The following is a 22,704-nucleotide window of genomic DNA, read 5'->3' as shown; positions in this document are numbered from 1 at the left end:
GAGGGCCGGCACCGGAGGGCCGGACTGCGTGCGTCGTGTTGAGCGGAAGGCGCGGATGCGGTCAATCCGGTGGCGGGCGGGCACGACGGGGCTTAGCGTCGATATGTGGGAGTCGAACGCGCGCTGATGCTTGCCCTGGCGTTCCTCGCCGTGGCCAGCCTCCCGGCGGCGTTCGCCCTGCTCTTCTGCGCCGACGAGATCATCGACCGGGTGGTCTGCGGCTGGTCCGAGTGGCGCGAGCGCCGGCGGGAGCGACGCACCATCGCCCGCCTCGACCGGGCCATCGAAGCCGACGCGCTGACCCGCGACATCGATTTCAGCGAGTTCGACCGCACCGACCGTCGCCCGTTGGAACAGCTCGCCGCCGACCTGCGTCGCCTCGGCGGTCAGCGGCTCGGCGGCAGCGGCCGGTCGATGGTCTGGTACGGCGCGCTCGTCCAGGCGTACGACGACCGGCTCCGGCTGGCCTGCCGCGCCCTCGGGATCACCGAACACCTCACCGAGCTGACCGGCGTCGACCAGGAGATCGAACGGGTACGGGTGGAGGGCGTCCTGCACGCCGCCGGTCTGACCCTGCCGGCGGCCCGGGCCGGGCACCGGCAACGGCACCGCTGACCGGCCGGGCGGTGCGGCTCTTCGTCGCGGTCTACCCGCCCATGGAGGCGGTCACCCACCTCGGCGCACGGGTGGCCCGCCTGCGCGTCGCGGCGGCGGCCGCCGCGGGCGTCCGGGCCCGGCTCGCCGACCCGGTGAACCTGCACCTCACCCTGGCGTTCCTCGGTGACGTCGAGGCCGCCCGGCTGGTCGAGGTGCAGGGCGCACTCGGGCTCGCCGCGCAGTGGTTCCGCGACGGCCTGGACGCCTCGCCCCGGCTGAGTCTCGGCGGCGGCGGGGTGTTCGGCGACGGTCGGCACACCGTGCTCTGGGTGGATGCCCGGGGCGACGTCGAGGCGCTGCACGATCTGGCCCGACTGATCCGGGATCGGTTGCGCCACGCCGGGCTGGCGTACGACGACAAGCCGTTCCGGCCGCACCTGACCGTCGCCCGGCCCGGCGACCGGGTCGAGCCGGCTGCCGTCGACGCCGATCGGGCTGCCCTGGACGACTATCAGGGACCGGAGTGGTCGGCCGGCGAGCTGGTGCTCGTCCGCAGCCACCAAGGGCCGGAGCCGCGCTACGAGCGCCTGGCCGCCTGGGCGCTGTGACGATCCACTCCGGATCGCCGATGTCGGGGCGTCAACCGCACGGGATACCGCGACATCGGCGATCTCGGGAATGGACCACCGCCAGTCGGCGGGGCCGTTCGCCGCCCCCCGACGCCAAGCGTCAGGAGGATTCGCGGGCGGCCGGGCCGCTGCCGAAGAGCACGTCGTCCCAGCTCGGCAGGCGCTTGCGCGGCTTGCCGCTGGCGTCGGTGGACTCGCCACCGGCCGCCGCGGCCGCCGTGCCGGTCCGACGGGGCCGCAGCACCGCCAGCGACGGGACGGCCGGGACCTCCTTGGGCGCGTCCGAGTCGTCGTCGAAGGCCGAGCCCTGGCCACCGCCGAGCAACGCGGCGGCGCCGCCGCCGACCGGCCGCTGCCGGGGCGCGTCCGACCCGGCCAGAGCAGCCGGGGTACGCGGTTCCAGCCCGCGCCCCGACGAGGCGCCGAGTGGACGGTCCAGCGAGGCGAGCAGGGCATCCCGGCCGGCCCGGATCGGATCCCGACCGGAACGCGGGTGCTCGGAGGCGGCCGGCAACCCGTGCCCACCACGACTCGGCTCACCACGCGACGGGCCGGGCAGGCCGTGCCCACCCCGCTCCGGCGCCGGCTCCTGGCCGAGGATCGGCGTGGGCCGCTCGGCGCACAGGTACTGCGCCATGTCGTCGTGCGGCGCGACCGCCTGCCGGGTCTTGTCGAGATCCCAGATGGCCTGCGCGGTGGCCTTACCGGACGGCCAGGTGGCGATGATCCGCCAGGTGCCGTCCTCACGCCGGTACGCGTCCCAGGAGATCTTCTCGGTGTCGATGCCGTGCTGGCTCAGCCGGCCGTTGACCACCTCGGCGAGCGGGGTCGGCTTCTCCGCGCCCTTGAGTCGGGTGCGACGGGCGTGCTGAGCGAGCATCGCCCGCTCCTGAAGCACCGGGCCGGCGTAGCGCAGGACCCGGTCGACCGGCACCCCGGCGATCCGGGCGACGTCCTCGGCAGACTCACCGGAACGGATGCGGGCCTGGATGTCGCGAGGGGACAGCGAGGGAACCGGGTCGGCGGCCGTCGGCGCCACCGCGAGCGGCGGAGCGCCCGGCTCCGCGTGCAACGCGCCAGCGATCCGCTCGTCGATCGGAAGGGCGAGCAGGCGCCCGACCTCGTCGGCGAGCACCAGAGCATGGCCGTCCTCGGAGAGGGCGACGAAGCGTACTGGGCGCATAGCGTTGCCTCCGTCCCGCTTCGCTGGCCGCACGCCACGAGTCGGCCACCCAGGCGTCTCGGACCACCGTACGCGCATCTGTCTCGGGGTGGGGGAAGCGACACCCCGCATGTCGCGACTGAGCTGCGGCGATGATCACGGTGGGTGTCCATCGAGGCCCCGACGGACACCCACCGTGACGATGCTCAGAGGCGCTCGACGACGTAGTCGATCGACGCCGTCAGCGCCTCGACGTCGGCCGGCTCGACGGCCGGGAACAGGGCCATCCGCAACTGGTTGCGGCCGAGCTTGCGGTACGGCTCGGTGTCGACGATGCCGTTGGCGCGCAGCGCCTTGGCGATCGCGGTGGCGTCCACCCCGTCGGCGAAGTCGATGGTCGCGACCACGTTGGACCGCAGTGCCGGGTCGGTGACGAACGGGGTGGCCACCGTGGACCGCTCGGCCCAGCCGTACACCGTCGCGGCGCTCTCCGCCGTGCGCTTGGCCGCCCAGGACAGACCACCCTGCGCGTTCATCCAGTCGGTCTGCTCGGCCGCGAGGAAGATGGTGGCCAGCGCCGGAGTGTTGTACGTCTGCTCCAGCCGCGAGTTGTCGATCGCGGTCACCAGGTCCAGGAAGGCCGGGATGTAACGCCCCGAAGCCTTGATCTCGGCGGCCCGGTCCAGCGCGGCCGGCGACATCAGAGCCAGCCAAAGGCCGCCGTCGGAGCCGAAGCACTTCTGCGGCGCGAAGTAGTAGACGTCGGTCTCGCCGACGTTGACGTCCAGGCCACCGGCGCCCGAGGTGGCGTCGACCAGGAGCAGCGACCCCTCGTCCGCACCGGCCACCCGGTTGATCGGCACGGCCACGCCGGTCGAGGTCTCGTTGTGCGGCGTCGCGTACACGTCCACGCCGGCCTCGGCGACCAGGGTGGGCGCGCTGCCCGCCGCGGCCTTGCGGACGGTCGGCTCACCCAGGAACGGAGCGTCGGCGACCGACTTGGCGAACTTCGCGCCGAACTCGCCGAAGCTGGCGAACTGCGCACGGTCGCGGACGAGGCCGAAGGTGGCGACCTCCCAGAACGCGGTGGTGCCGCCGTTGCCGATCACGACCTCGTAGCCCTCGGGCAGCGAGAAGAACTCGGCGATGCCGGAACGCAGTCGGGCCACCTGGTCGCGGACCGTCTTCTGCCGGTGCGACGTGCCCAGGTAGCTGGTCGCCACCTCGGCGAGCGCGGACACGGCCGCCGGACGGACCTTGGACGGGCCGCAGCCGAAACGTCCGTCGGCGGGCTTGATCTCGTCGGGAATCCGGATGATCGGTGCGTCAGCCACGGTCTTGAAGGTCCTTCCGCATGGGCGAGGGCGGGCTCGGTGCGGACCGGCGGCGGGGCGCGTACGCGGGCGCACGGCGGCCGGGATCCGTACCGGCGATCCGGCGACACTGCCGACCCTCATCCTCGCACCCGGTCCGGGCCGTGGAAGTCGGGGTCCCGAGGGCCGGCCTGAGTCCTTCGCCACACCCGGCGGCGCCGGCCCGGGCGCGTTGTTAGGAAGGGGCCCCTCCTATACACGAGGCGTTAAGAAGGGGCCCTTCCTTTCATGCCGGTCAGGCGCCGTGGGGGATGGCGCTCCAGCCCTCGACGTCGCTGGGCTTGCGGGTGTTCGGGCCGACGTAGCGGGCGGACGGGCGGACCAGCCGCTGCAGACGCTTCTGCTCCAGGATGTGCGCGCTCCAGCCGCCCATCCGGGCGCAGGTGAACATCGAGGTGAACATGTGCGCCGGCACCTCGGCGAAGTCCAGCACCACGGCCGACCAGAACTCGACGTTGGTGGCCAGCACCCGGTCCGGGCGGCGGGCCTGAAGCTCGGCGAGGGCGGCCTTCTCCAGCGCCTCGGCGATCTCGAAGCGCGGTGCGCCCAGCTCCTTGGCGGTGCGCCGGAGCACGCGGGCGCGCGGGTCCTCGGCGCGGTAGACGCGGTGGCCGAAGCCCATCAGCCGCTCGCCGCGGTCCAGGACACCCTTGACGTAGCCCTCCGCGTCGCCGCTGCGCTCCACGGCCTCCAACATGCTGAGCACGCGGGACGGCGCTCCGCCGTGCAGCGGCCCGGAGAGGGCGCCGATGCCCGACGAGATGCAGGCCGCCGCGTCGGCCCCGGTGGAGGCCACGATGCGGGCGGTGAAGGTGGAGGCGTTCAGGCCGTGCTCGGCGGCCGAGATGAAGTAGGCGTCGACGGCCTTGACGTGCCGCGGGTCCGGCTCGCCCCGCCAGCGCTTCATGAACCGCTCGACGATCGTCTCCGCCTTGTCGATCTCCTTCTGCGGCACGGCCGGCAGGCCGAGGCCGCGAGCGGACTGCGCGACGAAGGAGAGCGCGGTCACCGACACCCGGGCGAGGTCCTCACGGGCCTGCTCGTCGGAGATGTCCAACAGCTGGCTGAGCCCCCAGTACGGCGCCAGCATCGCGACCGCCGACTGCACGTCGACCCGGATGTCGCCGGAGTGCACCGGCACCGGGAACGGCTCCGCCGGCGGCAGGCCCGGCCCGAACCGGCCGTCGACCAGGAGCGCCCACACGTTGCCGAACGAGACCTGGCCGATCAGATCCTCGATGTCGACCCCGCGATAGCGCAGCGCGCCACCCTCGCGGTCGGGTTCGGCGATCTCGGTCTCGAAGGCTACGACGCCCTCCAGACCGGGTTTGAAATCGGCCATGTCGCTCTCCTGGATCTGGTCGGTGCGCCTGATCAGCTGAGCCGGCCCGGTCGGCCGAGCCCCTTAGGCGACCCTCAGGGATGTGTTCGGAACATCTTGCCTGCTGCGTAACCGGATATGCGACCCGCTGCGACTGTGCTGCACACGACATCTGGGGACGCGCATTCTCCGCGCCACTCGGTGAGACTGGGCGATGCGGACTGGCCAGCGCGGAAGGGTGCTCGTCGGGCCGTTGAAAAGGAGTGGGGACGTGACGGGCGACACACCCGCCCCGGCCGCGATGCGTAACGAGTACGCCGCGGACCTGGGCCTGACCGAAGCTGACCTGGCCGCCGACTGGCACCGCCAGTTCGACAGCTGGTTCGCCGACGCGGTGGCCTTCGGGCTGCCCGAACCGAACGCGATGGTGGTGGGCACCGCCGACGCCGCCGGCCGGCCCAGCGGCCGGACGGTGCTGCTCAAGGGGTACGACCCCGAGGGCTTCGTCTTCTTCACCAACCACCTCTCGCGCAAGGGCGTCGAGGCGTCCGGCAACCCGTACGCCAGCCTGGTCTTTCCGTGGTTTCCGATGCAGCGGCAGGTGGTGGTCGCCGGGTCGATCGCCCCGGTCGAGCGGGCGGTGACCGAGTCGTACTTCGCGAGCCGGCCACGCGGCTCGCAGGTGGGCGCCTGGGCCAGCCCGCAGTCGCAGGTGGTGCCGGACCGGGCCGCCCTTGAGGAGCGCTATCGGGAGGTGGCCGAGCGGTTCGCCGACGCGACGGTCATCCCGCCTCCGCCGCACTGGGGTGGTCTGCGCGTCCGGCCGGAATCGGTGGAGTTCTGGCAGGGGCGGGCCGGTCGGCTGCACGACCGCCTGCGGTTCCGTCGCGTCGACGGAGGCGACTGGATCGTCGAGCGGCTGGCGCCGTGACGGGTGTGCAGGAGGCCCGGCCGCGCGGAGCGCGCCGCTGGGCGATCGACGTCCGTCCGCTGCGGGTTCCGGCGTACCGCCGGTTGTGGCTCGGCAACACCGTGGCGATGTTCGGCTTCCAGTTCACCGCCGTCGCGGTGCCGGTGGAGATGTACGCCCTGACCCGGGACTCGTTCTGGGTCGGTCTGCTGGGTGTGGCTGCCTTCGTACCCCTGCTGATCTTCGGGCTCTGGGGTGGCGCGGTCGCCGACGCCCGCGACCGCCGTGCGGTACTGCTCAGCGGCTCATTGTTGCTCTGGGCATCCACCCTCGGGTTGCTGGTCCAGGCGCTGCTGAACGTGGGCAGCCCGGTGCTGTTGCTGGCGTTGATGGCGGTGCAGTCCGTGGCCTTCGCGATCACCTCGCCGGCCCGCAGCGCCATGCTGCCCAGGCTGGTGCCGGACGACCTGGTGGCGTCCGCCACCACCCTGAACTACACGACCTTCACCGCAGCCTCGGTCGCCGGCCCGCTCGCCGCCGGTCTGATCCTCTCCGCCTCGCCGGACACCACTGTGGTGCTGCCGATCGCGTACGGGTTGGACGCGGTGCTGTTCACCGCCATGCTCTGGGCCGCGCTGCGGCTGCCCTCGCTCCCGCCCGAGCCGACCGCCGACGGCCAGGCCCGGCGTGCCGGCCTGGCCAGCGTGATCGACGGATTTCGGTACCTCGCCACCACGCCGGTGCTGCTGCTCTCCTTCGGCGTGGACCTGATCGCGATGATCCTGGCCATGCCCAGGGCGCTGTTCCCGGAGATCGCCCAGGAGCGGTTCGGCGGCGGCGGTTCGGTCGGTCTGCTCTACAGCGCCATCGCCATCGGTTCCATGATCGGCGGGCTGACGTCCGGCTGGATCGGTCGACTCCGCCGGCAGGGGGTCGGCCTGGTGGTCGCGGTGGTCGGCTGGGGCCTGGCGATCGCCGCGGCCGGGTTGGCCCACCAGCTCTGGCTGATGGTCCTGCTGCTCGCCGTGGCCGGCGCCGCCGACCTGGTCAGCGCCGTACTGCGCCAGTCCATGCTGCTGGTGTACGCGCCGGATGAGATGCGCGGTCGGCTCCAGGGCGTCAACACGGTGGTGGTGGCCGGCGGTCCGCGCCTGGGTGACCTGCGGGCCGGCACCATGGCCGCCGGGTTCGGCGGCGGGGTTGCCTGGGTCGCCGGTGGGCTCGCCTCGGCGGTGCTCGTGGTGGTGCTCGCGGTCGCCTTCCCGGCGCTGCTGCGCTACCGGGCCGCGACGGCGTCGAGCGGCGACCGGCCGTGACCGGTTAGGGTCGCCGGCATGGAAAGCCCCGACCAGCGCCCCTTCTCGGGCGCACAGTGGACCATCGCCGCCGCGGGCCACGAGGCCGTCATCGTGGAGGTGGGCGGCGGGCTGCGGACGTACCGGCACGACGGCGTCGACCTGCTCGACGGCTACCGGACCGACGAGGTCTGCCCCGGCTGCGCCGGGCAGGTGCTCGCGCCCTGGCCGAACCGGATCCGCGACGGTCGCTACCCGTTCGCCGACCGGACGCACCAGCTCGCGCTGACCGAGCCGGAACGGCACGTCGCCATCCACGGGCTGGTCAACTGGGTGCCGTGGCGGCTGCTGGAGCAGTCCGCGGACGCGGTGACCCTCGGCTACGACCTGCCGCCACAGCCCGGCTACGAGTGGCCGCTGCGGCTGGTCAGCCGGTGGAGTGTGAGCGCGGACGGTCTGCGGGCCGAGCACGAGGTGACCAACGTCGGCGCCGAGGTGGCCCCGTTCGGCTTCTCGGTGCACCCGTACCTGCAACTGCCGGGTGTCGCGGTGGACGACCTGGTCATGCGGCTGCCGGCGCGTACGCGTGTGCTGGTGGACGGTCGGCTGCTCCCGGTCGGGGCGACCCCGGTGGCCGGCACCGAGTACGACTGGACCAGCCCGCGCCGGATCGGCGGCGCGGAGTTGGACCTCTGCTTCGGCGAGGTGGTCCGCGACGCCGACGGCGGCTCCTCGGTGAGCCTGGCCGCGCCGGACTCCTCGTCCGGGGTGAGCATCTGGGCGGACGCGGAGTTCGGCTGGTGGCAGGTGTTCACCGGGGACGCGCTCACCGGTGAGCGGCACCGGCGTTCGGTGGCGATCGAGCCGATGACCTGCCCACCGGACGCGTTCCGCTCGGGCAAGGACCTGCTCACGCTCAAGCCCGGCACGACCTGGCGGGGTGCCTGGGGCATCCGTCCCGGGGCGTGATGGAGTTCGCCGAGGTCGTCCGCCGTCGGCGGATGGTGCGCAACTACGACCCGGACCGTCCCGTCCCGCCCGACGTGGTGGATCGGCTGCTCGACCACGCCGTGCGCGCCCCGTCGGCCGGCTTCGCCCAGGGCTGGGGTTTCCTGGTGTTGGAGGAGGCGGCCGACCGGGAGCGGTTCTGGGCCGCCACCACGCCGGCCGGTGGCGGGCGGGAGCGCTGGCTGGCGGGGATGCGCCGCGCGCCGCTCATCGTGGTGCCGCACGCCAACGAGTCGGCCTACCTGCGGCGGTACGCGGAGCCGGACAAGGGCTGGACGGACCGGTCGACCGAACGCTGGCCGGTGCCCTACTGGTACGTGGACACCGGCTTCGCCGCGCTCCTGATGCTGCTCACCGCCGTGGACGAGGGGCTGGGGGCGTGCTTCTTCGGGATTCCGCCGCAGCGGCTGGGCGCGTACTCCGAGGCGTTCGGCGTGCCGGAGGAGTACCAGCCCATCGGTGCCGTCACAATCGGTTACCGTGCGCCGGACCATCGGTCACCATCGCTGCGCCGAGGGCGGCGCGGGATGGACGAGGTGGTGCGGCGCGGGCGGTGGAGTTGAGTGGGGTGTCCCGTTCGTCGCACTTGAGGATCGGGCGAGCGGTAGCGAAACTGACATCAGGGAGCAGAACGTCGCGTGCGCTGGACGGTTAGGCTGGCATGGTCATCGGTGCCGCGCCGCGCGGTGCCCGCCGTGGCCCGGCTCGGCATCGTCGGTCGGCCCGGCCACGGGGAGGGGAGCGTGCCGTCGTGATCTTCAGAGCGGTCCGGGACGGGCGTCCCTATCCGGAGCACAACCTGACGCTCAAGCAGTGGGCGGAGATCCCGCCCCGTCCGCTGCGCCTGGACCAGTTGATCACCACCAAGCGCGAGCTGGCGCTCGACAAGCTCCTCGCCGAGGATTCGACCTTCTACGGCGACCTCTTTCCGCACGTGGTCCAGTGGAACGGTGGGCTCTACCTGGAGGACGGGCTGCACCGCGCCCTGCGTGCCGCCCTGCAACAGCGCAACCAGATCCACGCCCGCGTGCTGGTGCTCTCCGGGCCGATCGAGTGACCGGCGTGAGCTGAGGCTTCGTTAAGGTGACGGCATGACTGCCCTCGATCTGCTCGACCTGGACCCGTCGCTCAGCGAGGAGGAGCGGCAGATCCGCGACGTCGTCCGCCAGCTCGTCGACGACCGGGTCCGCCCACACGTCGCCGAGTGGTACGAGGAGGGTCGCGTGCCGGCCCGCGAGCTGGCTCGGGAGTTCGGCAAACTCGGCCTGCTCGGCATGCACCTGACCGGCTACGGCTGCGCCGGCGCCTCCGCCGTCGCGTACGGGCTGGCCTGCCAGGAGCTGGAGGCCGGCGACTCCGGGCTCCGCTCGCTGGTCTCGGTGCAGGGCTCACTGGCGATGTACGCCATCTGGCGCTACGGCAGCGAGGAGCAGAAGCAGCGCTGGCTGCCGGCGATGGCGACCGGCGAGGCGATCGGCTGCTTCGGCCTCACCGAACCCGACCACGGCTCCGACCCGGCGTCCATGACCACCCGGGCTCGCCGCGACGGCGACGACTGGGTGCTCACCGGCGCCAAGATGTGGATCACCAACGCGCCGATCGCCGACGTGGCCGTCATCTGGGCGCGCACCGACGAGGGCGTCCGCGGTTTCGCCGTACCCATGGACACGCCCGGCGTCACGGCCCGCGAGATCAGCCGCAAGATGTCGCTGCGCGCGTCGGTGACCGGCGAGATCGTGCTCGACGACGTCCGGCTCCCCGCCGACGCCCAACTGCCCGAGGCGGTCGGGCTCAAGGCCCCGCTGAGCTGCCTGACCGAGGCCCGGTACGGCATCGTCTGGGGCTCGCTCGGCGCGGCACGGGACTGCCTGGAGACCGCCCTGGCGTACGCCACCAGCCGTACCCAGTTCGGCCGGCCGTTGGCCGGGTTCCAACTCACCCAGGCCAAGCTCGCCGACATGGCCGTCGAACTGGTCAAGGGTCAACTGCTCGCGCTGCACCTCGGCCGGCTCGCCGACGACGGCCGGCTCCGCCCCGAGCAGGTCAGCGTGGGCAAGCTGAACAACGTGCGGGAGGCCCTGGCCATCGCCCGGCAGTGCCGCACCATCCTCGGCGCCAACGGCGTCTCCGGGGAGTACCCGGTGATGCGGCACGCGAACAACCTGGAGAGCGTCCTGACGTACGAGGGCACGTCCGAGATCCACCAGCTCGTCGTCGGGCAGCGGCTCACCGGGCTCTCCGCCTTCGCCTGACCTGCCCGTTTACGCATTCCGGCCGCTCGCCGCGCGGCTGTCGTACAGGGGCCGTACCGTCATTGACAGACGACGTGTCTGACGAGGACGGTGAGTGTGATGGCCCGCGACGCTGGCATCAACGAACCCACGAGGGAGTTCCCCGGTTACCCGACCGGCGACGACCTCAAGGAGCGCTCGGCCGCGACACCCGACCCGACTCCGGACGGACCGGCCGGCGCCGACGGCCCCCCGAGCGGTGGGGTCGGCGGAGCCGGTGGGTCCGGTGGTGCGGCCCGTGGGCTGCTCCTGCTGCTCGGCGCCGCCGCGCTGGCCGTGGTGGTGCTGCTCGGCGTGCAGGTGACCGGCTTCCTGCCCGATTTCCGTAACCCGTTCGCCAAGGAGCAGACCGACCGCAGCCAGCCGCCGCTGCTGAAGTCGATTCAGGACCTCAGCCGCTACGTGGCCGCCGAGGGCAACTTCCAGGTCGTCGTCGACACCCAGAACGACCGGCGCAACGTCCCGGACTTCCTGCTCAACGAACGCACCCTGTTCGTCGGGGCCGGCAGCGTCGAGGCGTACGTCGACTTCACCAAGATCGGTGAGGGTGCGATCGTCCAGTCCGCCGACGGCAAGTCGGTCGAGATCAAGCTGCCCGCGCCGCAGCTCGGCGAGACCAACCTCGACATGGAGAAGAGCTACGTCTTCGCCGAGCAGCGCGGCCTGCTGAACCGGCTCGGCGACCTGGTCGGCAACGACCCCAACCGGCAGCAGCAGGTCTACCAGTTGGCCGAGGAGCGGATCACCGCCGCCGCCCGGGACAGCGGGCTCTCCGCCCGCGCCGAGGAGAACACCCGCAAGATGCTGGAGGGGCTGCTGCGCTCGCTGGGCTTCCAGCAGGTCACGGTCACCTACACGGCCCCCTGACCCTCGCCACACGCGTGCGCGCCCGCCCCGACGAGCGTCGGAGCGGGCGCTTCCGCGTCAGCCGCTGTGAGGTGCCGCGGCATGGCCACATCGCCGATGTTGGGTATCACCGCGTCCCGGAAGCCGCGACATCGGCGATGTGGAGTCGATCAACGGGGGCGAGGGGCGAAAGGTCGAGGGTGGGCGTCAGTGGCCGGTGGAGGCGAGGTAGCGGTCCTCGTTCGGCATGAGGATCCAGAGGATCAGGTAGATGATCACCTGGGTGCCGGGCAGCAGCAGTGACAGCAGGAACAGCAGCCGGACCATCCCGGCGGACATGCCGAACCGCTGACCGAGGCCGGCGCAGACACCGGCGAGCATGCGCCCCTGGCGGGGCCGAACCAGTTTGCGACTCATCGTCGTACTCCCACTCTGCGGCGGTGCGCCGCGTCTGCACTCCACGGTACGAAGGGGTGACCATCCCGCCCTCGGTCCCGAGGACGATCGGCGACCCGTGGACCCGTAGGTGCATTACCCGGGCCAACCCTCCCCAACTCATCCCACACCGCCCCGCGATCTTGCATTTTCTGTCGCGACAGAAGGTTCATACCCACCCGTATCGACGACCGAAAATGCAAGATCGGCGCGAGGGGGTGGCGGGGGTGGGCGGGTAGGGTTGCTGGTTGGACACCCGTCACCCCGGGTGGCCGGCGGCCGCCCGACCGGGCGGTTACGAGCGGGGCTGCCAGACCGGCGGCCACGAACCGGGCCGGACCCGTACCACGGGGCGACGGCGAGGAAGCGCAGCCATGATCAGTGTTTTCGACCTCTTCAGCGTCGGCATCGGGCCGTCCAGCTCGCACACGGTGGGGCCGATGCGGGCCGCCCGTACGTTCGTGCTCGGGCTCAAGGCCGACGGGCTGCTCACCGAGACGACGCGGGTGCAGGCCGAGCTGTTCGGTTCGCTGGGCGCGACCGGCCACGGGCACGGGAGCGACCGGGCGGTGCTGCTGGGGCTGGCCGGCGAGGCGCCGGAGACGGTCGACACCGACACCGTCGGTCCTCGCGTCGAGCGGATCCGCGCCGAGCGGCGGATCAGCCTGCTGGACGCGCACGAGATCGACTTCGACCCGGACCGGGACCTGACGCTGCACCGTCGCCGGTCGCTGCCGTACCACCCGAACGGGATGACCTTCGTGGCCTTCGACGCGGCCGGGGAGCAGATCAGGGCCCGGAGCTACTACTCCGTCGGCGGTGGCTTCGTGGTGGACGAGGCGGCGGCGGGCGCGGACCGTATCAAGCCGGACAGCACGCGGGTGCGATACCCGTTCCTGACCGGGGCGCAGCTGCTGGAGGTCACCACCCGCACCGGGCTGTCGATCAGCGAGGTGATGCTCGCCAACGAGCGCTCGTGGCGCAGCGAGGCGGAGATCCGGGCCGGCCTGCTGGAGATCTGGCGGGTCATGCGGGAGTGCGTGCAGCGCGGCTGCGAGCGGGACGGCGTACTCCCTGGTGGGTTGAAGGTTCGGCGGCGCGCGGCGGAGCTGCGCCGCGGCCTGGAGGCGGACGCCGGGACGGCCGACCCGCTGCACGCGATGGACTGGGTGACGCTGTTCGCGCTCGCGGTCAACGAGGAGAACGCGGCGGGCGGCCGGGTGGTCACCGCGCCGACGAACGGTGCGGCGGGGATCATCCCGGCGGTGCTGCACTATTACGCCCGGTTCGTGCCGGGCGCCGATGACGACGGCGTGGTGCGGTTCCTGCTGGCGGCCGGCGCGATCGGCGTGCTGTTCAAGGAGAATGCGTCGATCTCCGGCGCGGAGGTCGGCTGTCAGGGTGAGGTCGGCTCGGCCTGCTCGATGGCGGCGGCGGGGCTGGCCGAGGCGCTCGGCGGCACTCCCGAACAGGTGGAGAACGCCGCCGAGATCGGGATGGAGCACAACCTCGGGTTGACCTGTGACCCGGTGGGTGGCCTGGTGCAGATCCCCTGCATCGAGCGGAACGCGGTGGCTAGCATCAAGGCGATCACGGCCGCCCGGTTGGCCCTGCGCGGCGACGGTGTGCACAAGGTGTCGCTGGACAAGGTCATCAAGACCATGCGGGAGACGGGCGCCGACATGAAGGTCAAGTACAAGGAGACGGCGCGTGGCGGTTTGGCCGTCAACGTGATCGAGTGCTGAGTCCGACGGATTCGGGGCATTCGATCACCGACTGCTAACCTGGCGTCCGTTTTCAGGAGGCGGGAGGCTGCGGTGACCTCTGGCGTCGCGGCCCTGTGGTCGCACCGCAGCTCGCTGCGCATCCTGGTCAGGCGGGATCTGGCGGTCAAGTACCAGCAGTCGGTGCTGGGCTACTTCTGGTCGTTGATCGAGCCGCTCGGCATGGGTGCCATCTACTGGTTCGTTTTCGGGGTGCTCTACTCCCGGGACACCGGTCGGCATCTCGGCGAGGCGGTCGGGTCGTACCCGTTGTTCCTGATCACCGGGATCTTCGCCTGGATGTGGACCAACTCGGCGCTGAGCGAGGCGACGAACGCGCTGACCGGCCAGTCCCGGCTGATCACCACGATGAACGTGCCGCGTCAGGTCTTTCCGATCGGCCGGGTCGCCGGCCGGTTCGCCGAGTACGCGGCCGGCCTGCCGATCCTCATCGCCATCGCAGTGATCTACGCGGCGCATGGTCGGATCCACCCCGGGTGGTCGCTGCTCTCCCTGCCGCTCGCGGTGGCCGTCCAGGCTGTCCTGCTGACCGGGCTCGCCCTGCTGCTGTCCGCGTGGAACGTGCTGATGCGCGACGTGGAACGGCTCATGCGGCTGATCATCCGGGTGCTGTTCTACGCCACGCCGATCATCTATCCGCTCAGCCTGGTCCGGGAGTCCGGCCTGCCCGGCTGGCTGAAGGTGGTGTACGAGCTGAATCCGCTGGTGGGGATCTTCCAGCTGCACCACGCGATCTGGTACCCGGACGAGTTCCCGAGCGCCCGGCTGCTCGCCACCACGATCGTCGGCAGCCTGCTGGTGCTGGTCGCCGGCTGGTGGTCGTTCCGCCGGTTGGAACCCGCCGTGCTCAAGGAACTCTGACATGGCCGCGCCGATCATCGAGGCGGACGGCCTGGGCATCCGGTTCGTCCGCAACCGCCGCCGCCAGCTGCGGCTGCGCGAGCTGTTCATCCACCGCGGTGCGCGGGGCGCCCTGCCGGGCCAGTTCTGGCCGCTGCGCGACGTGTCGTTCACCGTCGAGCCGGGCGAGACCGTCGGAGTGGTCGGCCGCAACGGCACCGGCAAGAGCACCCTGCTGCGGCTGATCGCCGGGGTGCTCATCCCCGACGAGGGCGACATCCGGGTGCACGGCGCGGTGGCCCCGCTGCTGGAGTTGTCCGCCGGCTTCTCCAACGACCTGACCGGGCGGGAGAACCTGCACCTGGTCGGTGGGCTGCACGGGCTGTCGACGAGCTACCTGAAGCGGCACTTCGACGAGATCGTCGAGTTCGCCGGTGAGCAGGTGGAACGGGCCATCGACACGTCGGTGCGGCACTACTCGTCGGGAATGAAGGTGCGGCTCGGCTTCGCGATCATCTCGCATCTGCCGCACCCGATCCTGCTGATGGACGAGGTGACCGCGGTCGGCGACGCGGAGTTCCGCAAGAAGTGTTACGCGACGATTGATCGTCTGCTCGGGGAGGGGCGCACGCTCGTGCTGGTGTCACACAACGAAAAGGACCTGACCCGGTTCTGCCGTCGGGGGTTGTACCTCGACGCGGGCCGGTTGACGCTCGACGGCACCATCGCCGAGGCGCTCGACGCGTACCACGCCGCGGTTCCGCGGTGACGCTCGCGATCGTGCTCGCCGCCGGGACACCCGCGGCGGGCCTGACCACCGCGACCGGCGAGCCGCTGGCCGACCGGCTCGCCGCCCAGTTGCGCCGGGCCGGGGCGGACGAGGTGCGCTTCGCCGCCACCCTCGACGAGCTGGCCGCGCTGGCCGACGCCGCCGACGGGCCGCTGCTGGTCAGTGGCACCGACCTGGTGGCGCACACCGCAGTGCTGCGGCACCTCGCCACCAGCCCGGTGGGACCGACCGTGGCGCTGGTGCTGACCGACCCGCCGGTGCCCGGCCGGACGGCCGTGCGCGAGGAGCGCGGTCAGATCGTCGACGCCGGCCCGCTGGACGCCCTCGACGGCGACGCCACCGGCGTGTTCGGTGGCGCGCTCCGGGTCGGCGTGGACGACCTGCCGACCCTCGCCGCCGCCGCGCGGGCCGCCGCCGTCGGCGCGCGGCCCCTTGCCGCACCGATCGGCCCGGCCGGTGACGTGTCGCCGCTGCCGGCGGCCGGCGGCACCGGCCACGACGACCCCGGGTCCGCCGTGGACCGGCTCGTCGCGGGTCTCGCGGCGCTCGGCACCCTGATCTTCGCCCAGCGGGTACGCCTGCTCGTGGCGCACCGGGTCGAGGACCCGGCCGGGCTGGTCGCCGCCGAGGCGGCGGTGACGGCGGTCGACGAGGACCGAGCCGAGCTGCGGCTGTCGGTGAAGGAGCGCGACGACTTCTTCTCCACGTACTTCGTCAGCACCTGGTCGCCGTACGTCGTGCGGCTCGCGGCTCGGCTGCGGCTCACCCCGACCGGGGTCACGGTGATCTCGGTGCTGTTCGCGCTGGCCGCCGCCGTGCTGTTCGGGGTCGGCGGGCGGCCCGCGCTGGTCGGCGGCGCGGTGCTGCTCTACCTCGGCTTCGTGCTGGACTGCGTCGACGGCCAGTTGGCCCGCTACACCCGGCACTTCAGCGCGTGGGGCGGCTGGCTGGACACGATGGCCGACCGGGCGAAGGAGTACCTGGTCTACGCCGGTCTGGGCTTCGGAGTCAGTCACGCCGGGCTGGGCAACGGCTGGGCGTTGGCGATCGCCGCGATCACGTTGCAGACCGTCCGGCACATGACCGACACCTGGTACGGGGTGCTGCACGACGAGGCGGCCCGCCGGCCCCGGACGGCGGCAGGAGCCAGCGGCGGCATCGGTGACCGGCTGAACGCCGCGTCGACGCGGGTGCAGGCGGACACGGGCTCGCTGTCGTACTGGCTGAAGCGGACCGTGGTGTTCCCGATCGGTGAGCGGTGGGCGCTGATCGCGCTGACCGTGGCGCTGTTCAACCCGCTGGTCAGCCTCATCGCGGTGCTGGTCTGGGGTGGGTTGGCGTTCGCGTACACCGGTGCGTTGCGCACGTTGCGGGCCCGCTGGATGTGGGTGCCGGTGCTGGACACGGTCGACGCGACCCTGCACCGCGACGACGGCCCGCTGGCCCGCCGGCTGCCGGTGGTCCGCCCGATGGGGCCGCTCACCCTGGCGGTGATCGCCGCGCTCGCCCCGGCGGTGCTGCTGGTCGCCGCCCTGCTGGGCGACTCGCCGGCGGGGCTGCGGTGGGCGGTGCCGGTGGCGTTGCTGGTGCTGTTGGCCGGTGGCCTCGGCGCCGGGGCCGCGCACAACGGCCCGCTGGACTGGCTGGTGCCGGCGGCGCTGCGGGCCGCCGAGTACCTGTTCGCGATCGCCGTCGGGGTGGTCGGCGACGCGCCGGGCTGGCTGATCTTCGGCTACGTCTTCGTGCTCACCGTGCACCACTACGACCTGACGGCCCGACTGGAGAAGCGGCAGACGGCCCCACCGCTGCACGTCGCCACGCTGGGCTGGGACGGACGTTCGGTGCTGCTGACCCTCGCGGCGATTGCCGGCACGTTGAGTATCGGCATGGCTACACTCGGTGCGTACCTTCTCGTGGTTTTCGTGGCGAGCGTCGTCCTGGCCTGGTTTGTCCGGCCGGCCCGTAGCGCGCGGGCGTCGGCCGCGCCGGTGGGCGCGGGAGGTGTCGCGCCGCGCTGACGAAGGGACGGCCGGATGACCCTGATCAGTTTCGTGGTGCCGGCCTTCCGGGTGCAGGGATATCTGCGTGAGTGCCTGGACTCGATCCTCGGCCAGCCGGAGACCGACCTTGAGGTGATCGCCGTCGACGACTGCTCGCCCGACGCCAGCGGCGAGATCATCGACGAGTACGCGGCCCGCGACCAGCGGGTCCGGTCGGTCCGGCTGTCGGAGAACGTCGGCCTCGGTCCAGCCCGCAACATCGGGCTGGACCGGGCTGTCGGCGAGTACGTGTGGTTTCTCGACGGGGACGACTGGCTGGTGCCGGACTGTCTGCGGGAGGTGGCCGAGCGGCTGCGCGCGACCCGTCCGGACGTGCTGCTGGTGGACCACGTCCGGACGCACTGGAACGACACCGCCACCCGCAGCGCGATGGCCGAGGTGTTCCCGGAGTCGCCCGGAGAGGCCACCTTCCGGCTGCGGGACCGGCCGGAGACGATGCGGCTGCTGCACACCGCCTGGAACCGGCTGGTCCGCCGGGAGTTTCTGGTCGAGCTGGGATTGCGCTTCTCGGACGGCTGGTACGAGGACGTCTCGTTCAGCTACCCGGTGCTGATGGTGGCGCAGCGGATCGGCGTACTGGACCGGGTCTGCGTCAACTACCGGCAGCGCCGTGCCGGCGCGATCACGAAGACCAGAGGGGACCGGCACTTCGAGGTGTTCCCGCAGTGGCACCGGGTCTTCCACTTGATGGACGCCTGGTCACCGGCGGTGGACGCGTTGCGCCCGGCGGTCTTCGAACGGATGATCTGGCACTACCTGACCGTGCTCGGCAACGGTCAGCGGATCGCCCCGGAACTGCGGCCGGCGTTCTTCGCGCAGATCACCGCCGACTACGCGCGGTGGCTGCCGGACGGCGGGTACCCGGTGCCGGAGGGCATCGAGGGAATCAAGCACCGGCTGGTGGCGGCCGGCCGGTGGCGGACGTTCAGCGCGTTGCGGGCCGCCGGCCGGGCCCGCGACACGGCACGGAGGCAGGCGCGTACCGCCCGTCGTCGGGTCGGGCCGGTGGCCCGGCGCGGCGCGCGGCTGACCCGCGACGGGCTGCTGCGCGAGTACTACCGGGCGGAGCTGCGCCGGCCGGTGGACCCGACGCTCGCCGTGTACGCGGCCTACTGGTACCGCGGGTACTCCTGCAATCCGGCCGCGATCTACGAGGCGGCCCGCCGGCTGGCCCCCGAGGTGCGGGGCGTGTGGATCGTGCGCCGCGACCGGGTGGACGCCGTCCCGGCCGGGGTGGAGTACGTCGTCGCCGACACCCCGGCGTACTACCGGGTCCTCGCGCGGGCCCGGTGGTTAATCAACAACGTCAACTACCCGGACTTCGTGCGCAAGCGGCCGGAGCAGGTGCACGTGCAGACCCACCACGGCACTCCGGTCAAGGTGATGGGGCTCGACCAGCAGCGCTACCCGATCGGCGCGGGCCCAATGGACTTCGCCGGCCTGCTGCGCCGGGTGGACCGCTGGGACTACAGCGTCAGCGCCAACAGCTTCTCCACCCAGATGTGGGACCGGGCCTATCCGGCCACCTACACGACGCTGGAGGTGGGCTATCCGCGCAACGACCGGCTGGTCACGGCCAGTCCGGACGAGGTACGCCGGCTACGCGCGGAGTTCGGCATCGGGCCCGACGAGCAGGTGGTCCTGTACGCCCCGACGCACCGCGAGCACCTGCCCGGTTATCGGCCGCCCTTCGACCCGGACCGGTTCGTCGCCGCGCTCGGTGACTCGGGGCGGCTGCTGATGCGCAGCCACTACTTCCACGACCGGGAGCGCTGGCCCGGCCAGCCGCTGGACTTCCAGCGGGTGCGCGACGTCAGCGGCTACCAGCGGGTGGAGGACCTCTACCTGGTCGCCGACGTGCTGGTCACCGACTACTCCTCGGCGATGTTCGACTATGCGGTGCTGGACCGGCCCATCGTCCTCTACACGCCGGACTGGGAGGCGTACCGCCTGGCCCGGGGTGTCTACTTCGACGTCACCGCGGAGCCACCGGGGGCCGTGGCCACCACGTTCGCCGACCTGCTCGATCTGTTCCGCACGGACGCGGTGCGCTCCGACGCGGCGCACAAGGCCCGCCAGCACTTCCGGGGCCGGTTCTGCCGGCTGGACGACGGGCACGCGGCCGAGCGGGTGGTGCGTCGGGTGTTCCTCGGCGAGCAGCCCGAGCCGTCGCCGGGCTGCTGACCGCAACGACGCCGACTGCCGCGTAATAGCGGTGTCACGGGCCGAACATGAGACGTTTACCCGATGTGCGAAACGAATGATCCTAGTCACAGTCTTGTGGGGGTTCGGCCGACGACCTGGGGGAGGTGACGGTGAGCACCGTCGCGCTCAAAGATGTGAGCAAGGTTTTCAAGGACGGCACGTTGGCCGTCGACAGCATAAATCTTGATGTGAACGACGGCGAGTTCATGGTGTTGCTGGGGCCATCCGGCTGCGGCAAGTCCACAGTGCTGCGCATGATCGCCGGTCTGGAGGACCCGACACAGGGCGCGGTGCTGCTGGACGGGGAGCTGGCGAACGACCTGCCGCCACGCGACCGCAAGATCGCGATGGTCTTTCAGGACTTCGCGCTGTATCCGCACATGACCGTGGGCGACAACATCGCCTTTCCGCTGCGACTGGCCGGTATCGAACCGGAGCCGCGCGGTGAGCGGGTCACCGACGTGGCGAGTGCCCTGGGCATCAGCGACGTGCTCGCCCGCAAACCGGGCCAGCTCTCCGGCGGCCAGCGTCAGCGGGTCGCCATGGGCCGCGCAATCGTCCGACGACCGGGGCTGTTCCTGATGGACGAACCCCTGTCGAATCTGGACAGTGGGCTGCGCGCCGAGCTGCGCGCGGAGATTTCCGGGCTGACCCGCGAGCTGGGCGTCACCACCGTCTACGTCACCCACGACCAGGCCGAGGCGCTGACCATGGCCGACCGGGTGGCCATCATGCGCCGCGGCGTGCTCCAGGACGTGGGCACACCCACCCAGGTGTACGGCCGCCCGGCGACGCTCTACGTGGCCGCCTTCCTGGGCAGCCCGCGGATGAACCTGCTGGAGGCGTCGGTCTACGTCCACCTCGACCGGTACGTCACGCTCAACCTCGGTGAGCAGTCGCTCTACCTGCCGTGGAACGACATCCGCAGCCGGGCCGTGGCGCACTACCACGGTGAGCGGATCGTGGTCGGGATGCGGGCCGAGGCGCTCACCCCGGTCGCCCCGGACAGCCCCGGTGACGTCCTGCGTGGCCGGATCCGCTACCTGGAGCACCACGGGCACGAGTCGCTGGCGTTCCTCGACATCGGGGCGACCGCGATCATGGTGGACGAGATGGGCACGCCACTGGATCCGCCGCCCGTGGGCCAGCGAGGACTGCGCCGGTTCGGCGCGGTGATGCAGCGGCTCACCGGCAAGCCGGTGGAGGCCGAGGACGTGTCGAACGGCGCCGAGCGCACCAGCGTCCTCCCCGACCCGGGCCGGCACCACCGCCGCCCCGCGGAGTTGGCGGTGCGGCTCGCGCCGTACCCGGCGATCACCGCCGGTCATCCGCTCGCCGTGTCGGTTCGGATGGACGCGCTGCACTTCTTCGACGAGCGCGGCGCCCGGATCGACGTGGGTTGGCGGTGACGCCACGCCGCAGCGGGGTGGCGGGAGGTCCGTCCGATGTCCTACCGTCTGCCCACCTAATCCAGCATGGAACGCATCGAGAGGGGTACGCCCGTGTCGGGTGACCGTCCCAGTCCGCTCGTCATCGAGCGCATCCTGCGCGACCGGCAGGGCATCTGGCAGCAGATCGTGGCCGAGGGCGATCTCAACGCGCTGACCGGGCGGATGCTGGCCAGCTCCGCCATCGCGCTCGCCTGCTACGGGGCGGTGCTCGGCGCGTTCCACAGCCCGCTGATGGCGCTCACGTCCGCGCTGAAGCTGCCGCTGCTGTTCCTGGTCACGCTGGCCATCTGCCTGCCCACGCTCTATCTGTTCAACCTGGTGTTCGGCGCCCGGCTGTCGGTACGCCAGTCGCTGGCGCTGGTGATGGTCGCGATCACGGTCACCTCGATGCTCGCGGTGGCGTTCGCACCGATCAGCCTCTTCTTCCTGATCACCGCGCCTGACTACGGCTTCTTCAAGCTGCTCAACGTCGCCATCCTGACGCTGTCGGCGCTGGTCGGGCTGCGCTTTCTGACCGGCGGGATGCAGGTGCTCAACGACCACGGCCTGCTCGCCCCGGCGGTGGCCACCGCCGGGGCCGCGGGCGAGGTCAACGCCCAGGCGCCGGCGGTGCCGGCTGCCGTGCCCGCCGGTTCGGTGCCGGCCAGCGTGCCCGCCGGTGCGACCTCGACCGCCGATGCGGGTGCCGAGCCGGTCGCCGTGTCGGCGGGAGCCGCGGTGGCGGGAGCAGCGGTGGCGGGGTCGGCCGCGAACGGTGCCACGCCCGCCACGGCGCCGACCGCGCAGACCCCGGCGCCGACCGCGCAGACCCCGGCGCAGGTGCCGGCGCACGTCCCGGCCCAGTGGGCGGGACAGCCGGCCCCCGGCTCGTTCCCGCCCGGCATGATGCCGCCCGGCTACCCGGCGGCGCAGCGCCCGTGGACCACCCCGCCGGCCCGGCGCGGCGAGCCGACGCAGCGGCCGGCCAGCATGACGCTGCTCTACATCTGGATCCTGCTCTTCGGGTTCGTCGGCACCCAGTTGGCGTGGACGCTGCGGCCGTTCTTCGGTGACCCGGGTCAGGATTTCTCGCTCTTCCGCAGCATCGACGGCAACTTCTACGCGGAGATCCTGCGGACGATCGCCAACCTCTGACACGTCGACAATCGGGGAAGACCCTGGTTGCCGCGCTTGGTTACCGAGAAGTAGCGTCGGGCTATGACCATCGACTCCCGCCAGGTGGCGGCCGGCATCCTGGAAGCGGTGCCGTTCGCCCGTACGCTCGGCATCGAATTCGTCGAGGTGGCACCGGAGGCGGACGGCGGGGTGCGGGCCGTCGTTCGCCTCCCCGACGCGCCGGCCACCCACAACCACATCGGCGGCCCGCACGCCGGGGCGATGTTCACGCTCGGCGAGACGGCCTCCGGCGCGGTCGTGCTGGCCGCCTTCGGGCAACTGCTCGACCGTTGCGTGCCGCTCGCCGTCCGGGCCGAGATCGGCTACCGCAAGGTGGCCCGGGGGCCGGTGCTGGCCACCGCGCGGCTCGCGCGCCCCGCCCCGGAGGTGATCGCCGAGCTGGAGTCCGGCCGGCGGCCCGAGTTCGCCGTCGAGGTGGAGATCATCACCGAGGACGGCACACCCACCTCGACGATGACGGTGATCTGGACGTTGCGGCCGAACTGAGCCACGCCACGGGCGGCGGGAAACTGGTTTGCGGGCCCGGCCGGG

General features: G+C 72.0%; 21 protein-coding genes. 17 read left to right on the top strand and 4 right to left on the bottom strand.

Going from position 1 to position 22,704, the window contains the following annotated elements; translation table 11 throughout:
• The first annotated feature begins 105 nt into the window (after positions 1-105).
• Entirely contained in the window at positions 106-615 is a 510-nt protein-coding gene (locus OG505_RS24570) for a hypothetical protein (RefSeq protein ID WP_405427967.1), read from the top strand.
• 11 nt (positions 616-626) lie between these two features.
• On the top strand, positions 627-1,205 hold the full coding sequence (thpR, locus tag OG505_RS24565) for an RNA 2',3'-cyclic phosphodiesterase (protein WP_405427965.1): 579 nt from the start codon (positions 627-629) through the stop codon (positions 1,203-1,205).
• Positions 1,206-1,326: 121 nt separating this feature from the next.
• Here the strand turns inward: thpR and sepH are convergent, their stop codons facing one another.
• The 3 genes from sepH to OG505_RS24550 form a co-directional block, all read right to left on the bottom strand.
• A complete protein-coding gene (sepH, locus tag OG505_RS24560) occupies positions 1,327-2,409 on the bottom strand; it encodes a septation protein SepH (protein ID WP_405427963.1) in 1,083 nt (360 codons plus the stop codon).
• 185 nt (positions 2,410-2,594) lie between these two features.
• Complete coding sequence (serC, locus tag OG505_RS24555; protein ID WP_405427961.1) at positions 2,595-3,722, bottom strand: phosphoserine transaminase; 1,128 nt, start codon at positions 3,720-3,722, stop codon at positions 2,595-2,597.
• 274 nt (positions 3,723-3,996) lie between these two features.
• Positions 3,997-5,103, bottom strand: a complete 1,107-nt coding sequence (locus tag OG505_RS24550; protein ID WP_405427959.1) for a citrate synthase 2 — start codon at positions 5,101-5,103, stop codon at positions 3,997-3,999.
• Between the two features lie 193 nt (positions 5,104-5,296).
• On the opposite strand from OG505_RS24550, the gene pdxH reads away from it, so the two are divergent.
• The 7 genes from pdxH (at position 5,297) to OG505_RS24515 (ending at position 11,453) form a co-directional block, all read left to right on the top strand.
• Positions 5,297-6,013: a pyridoxamine 5'-phosphate oxidase gene (gene pdxH, locus OG505_RS24545; protein ID WP_405427957.1), complete on the top strand. Its 717-nt coding sequence runs from the start codon at positions 5,297-5,299 to the stop codon at positions 6,011-6,013.
• Positions 6,010-7,308, top strand: a complete 1,299-nt coding sequence (locus OG505_RS24540; protein ID WP_405427955.1) for an MFS transporter — start codon at positions 6,010-6,012, stop codon at positions 7,306-7,308. Before pdxH ends, OG505_RS24540 begins: the two co-directional genes overlap by 4 nt.
• Positions 7,309-7,326: 18 nt before the next feature.
• Complete coding sequence (locus OG505_RS24535; RefSeq protein ID WP_405427953.1) at positions 7,327-8,256, top strand: aldose 1-epimerase family protein; 930 nt, start codon at positions 7,327-7,329, stop codon at positions 8,254-8,256.
• A complete protein-coding gene (locus OG505_RS24530; protein ID WP_405427951.1) occupies positions 8,256-8,858 on the top strand; it encodes a nitroreductase family protein in 603 nt (200 codons plus the stop codon). Before OG505_RS24535 ends, OG505_RS24530 begins: the two co-directional genes overlap by 1 nt.
• A gap of 188 nt (positions 8,859-9,046) precedes the next feature.
• Entirely contained in the window at positions 9,047-9,352 is a 306-nt protein-coding gene (locus tag OG505_RS24525; protein ID WP_089002310.1) for a type II toxin-antitoxin system VapB family antitoxin, read from the top strand.
• Between the two features lie 34 nt (positions 9,353-9,386).
• A complete protein-coding gene (locus OG505_RS24520) occupies positions 9,387-10,547 on the top strand; it encodes an acyl-CoA dehydrogenase family protein (protein WP_405427948.1) in 1,161 nt (386 codons plus the stop codon).
• A 99-nt stretch (positions 10,548-10,646) separates the two neighbouring features.
• On the top strand, positions 10,647-11,453 hold the full coding sequence (locus OG505_RS24515) for a DUF4230 domain-containing protein (protein WP_405427946.1): 807 nt from the start codon (positions 10,647-10,649) through the stop codon (positions 11,451-11,453).
• 186 nt (positions 11,454-11,639) lie between these two features.
• On the opposite strand, the gene OG505_RS24510 is transcribed toward OG505_RS24515, so the two are convergent.
• Positions 11,640-11,849, bottom strand: coding sequence for a PspC domain-containing protein (locus OG505_RS24510; RefSeq protein WP_405427944.1), 210 nt, complete (start codon positions 11,847-11,849; stop codon positions 11,640-11,642).
• A 392-nt stretch (positions 11,850-12,241) separates the two neighbouring features.
• On the opposite strand from OG505_RS24510, the gene OG505_RS24505 reads away from it, so the two are divergent.
• The 8 genes from OG505_RS24505 to OG505_RS24470 all read left to right on the top strand — a co-directional run bounded on the left by OG505_RS24505 (position 12,242) and on the right by OG505_RS24470 (position 22,659).
• A complete protein-coding gene (locus OG505_RS24505) occupies positions 12,242-13,612 on the top strand; it encodes an L-serine ammonia-lyase (protein WP_405427941.1) in 1,371 nt (456 codons plus the stop codon).
• 72 nt (positions 13,613-13,684) lie between these two features.
• On the top strand, positions 13,685-14,512 hold the full coding sequence (locus tag OG505_RS24500; RefSeq protein ID WP_405427939.1) for an ABC transporter permease: 828 nt from the start codon (positions 13,685-13,687) through the stop codon (positions 14,510-14,512).
• Position 14,513: 1 nt separating this feature from the next.
• On the top strand, positions 14,514-15,260 hold the full coding sequence (locus tag OG505_RS24495) for an ABC transporter ATP-binding protein (protein WP_405427937.1): 747 nt from the start codon (positions 14,514-14,516) through the stop codon (positions 15,258-15,260).
• Positions 15,257-17,299, top strand: coding sequence for a DUF5941 domain-containing protein (locus tag OG505_RS24490; protein ID WP_405427935.1), 2,043 nt, complete (start codon positions 15,257-15,259; stop codon positions 17,297-17,299). Before OG505_RS24495 ends, OG505_RS24490 begins: the two co-directional genes overlap by 4 nt.
• A gap of 15 nt (positions 17,300-17,314) precedes the next feature.
• Positions 17,315-19,525, top strand: a complete 2,211-nt coding sequence (locus tag OG505_RS24485; protein WP_405427933.1) for a CDP-glycerol glycerophosphotransferase family protein — start codon at positions 17,315-17,317, stop codon at positions 19,523-19,525.
• 131 nt (positions 19,526-19,656) lie between these two features.
• Entirely contained in the window at positions 19,657-20,955 is a 1,299-nt protein-coding gene (locus OG505_RS24480; RefSeq protein WP_405427931.1) for an ABC transporter ATP-binding protein, read from the top strand.
• A gap of 66 nt (positions 20,956-21,021) precedes the next feature.
• Positions 21,022-22,131, top strand: a complete 1,110-nt coding sequence (locus tag OG505_RS24475; RefSeq protein WP_405427929.1) for a hypothetical protein — start codon at positions 21,022-21,024, stop codon at positions 22,129-22,131.
• Positions 22,132-22,194: 63 nt separating this feature from the next.
• Positions 22,195-22,659: a DUF4442 domain-containing protein gene (locus tag OG505_RS24470; RefSeq protein WP_405427927.1), complete on the top strand. Its 465-nt coding sequence runs from the start codon at positions 22,195-22,197 to the stop codon at positions 22,657-22,659.
• Positions 22,660-22,704 lie beyond the last annotated feature (45 nt).

The organism is Micromonospora sp. NBC_00617 (assembly GCF_045161355.1).
Lineage (GTDB): Bacteria > Actinomycetota > Actinomycetes > Mycobacteriales > Micromonosporaceae > Micromonospora.
Note: the sequence above shows the minus strand (reverse complement) of the source record. Positions and strands in the feature narration are given on the sequence as shown.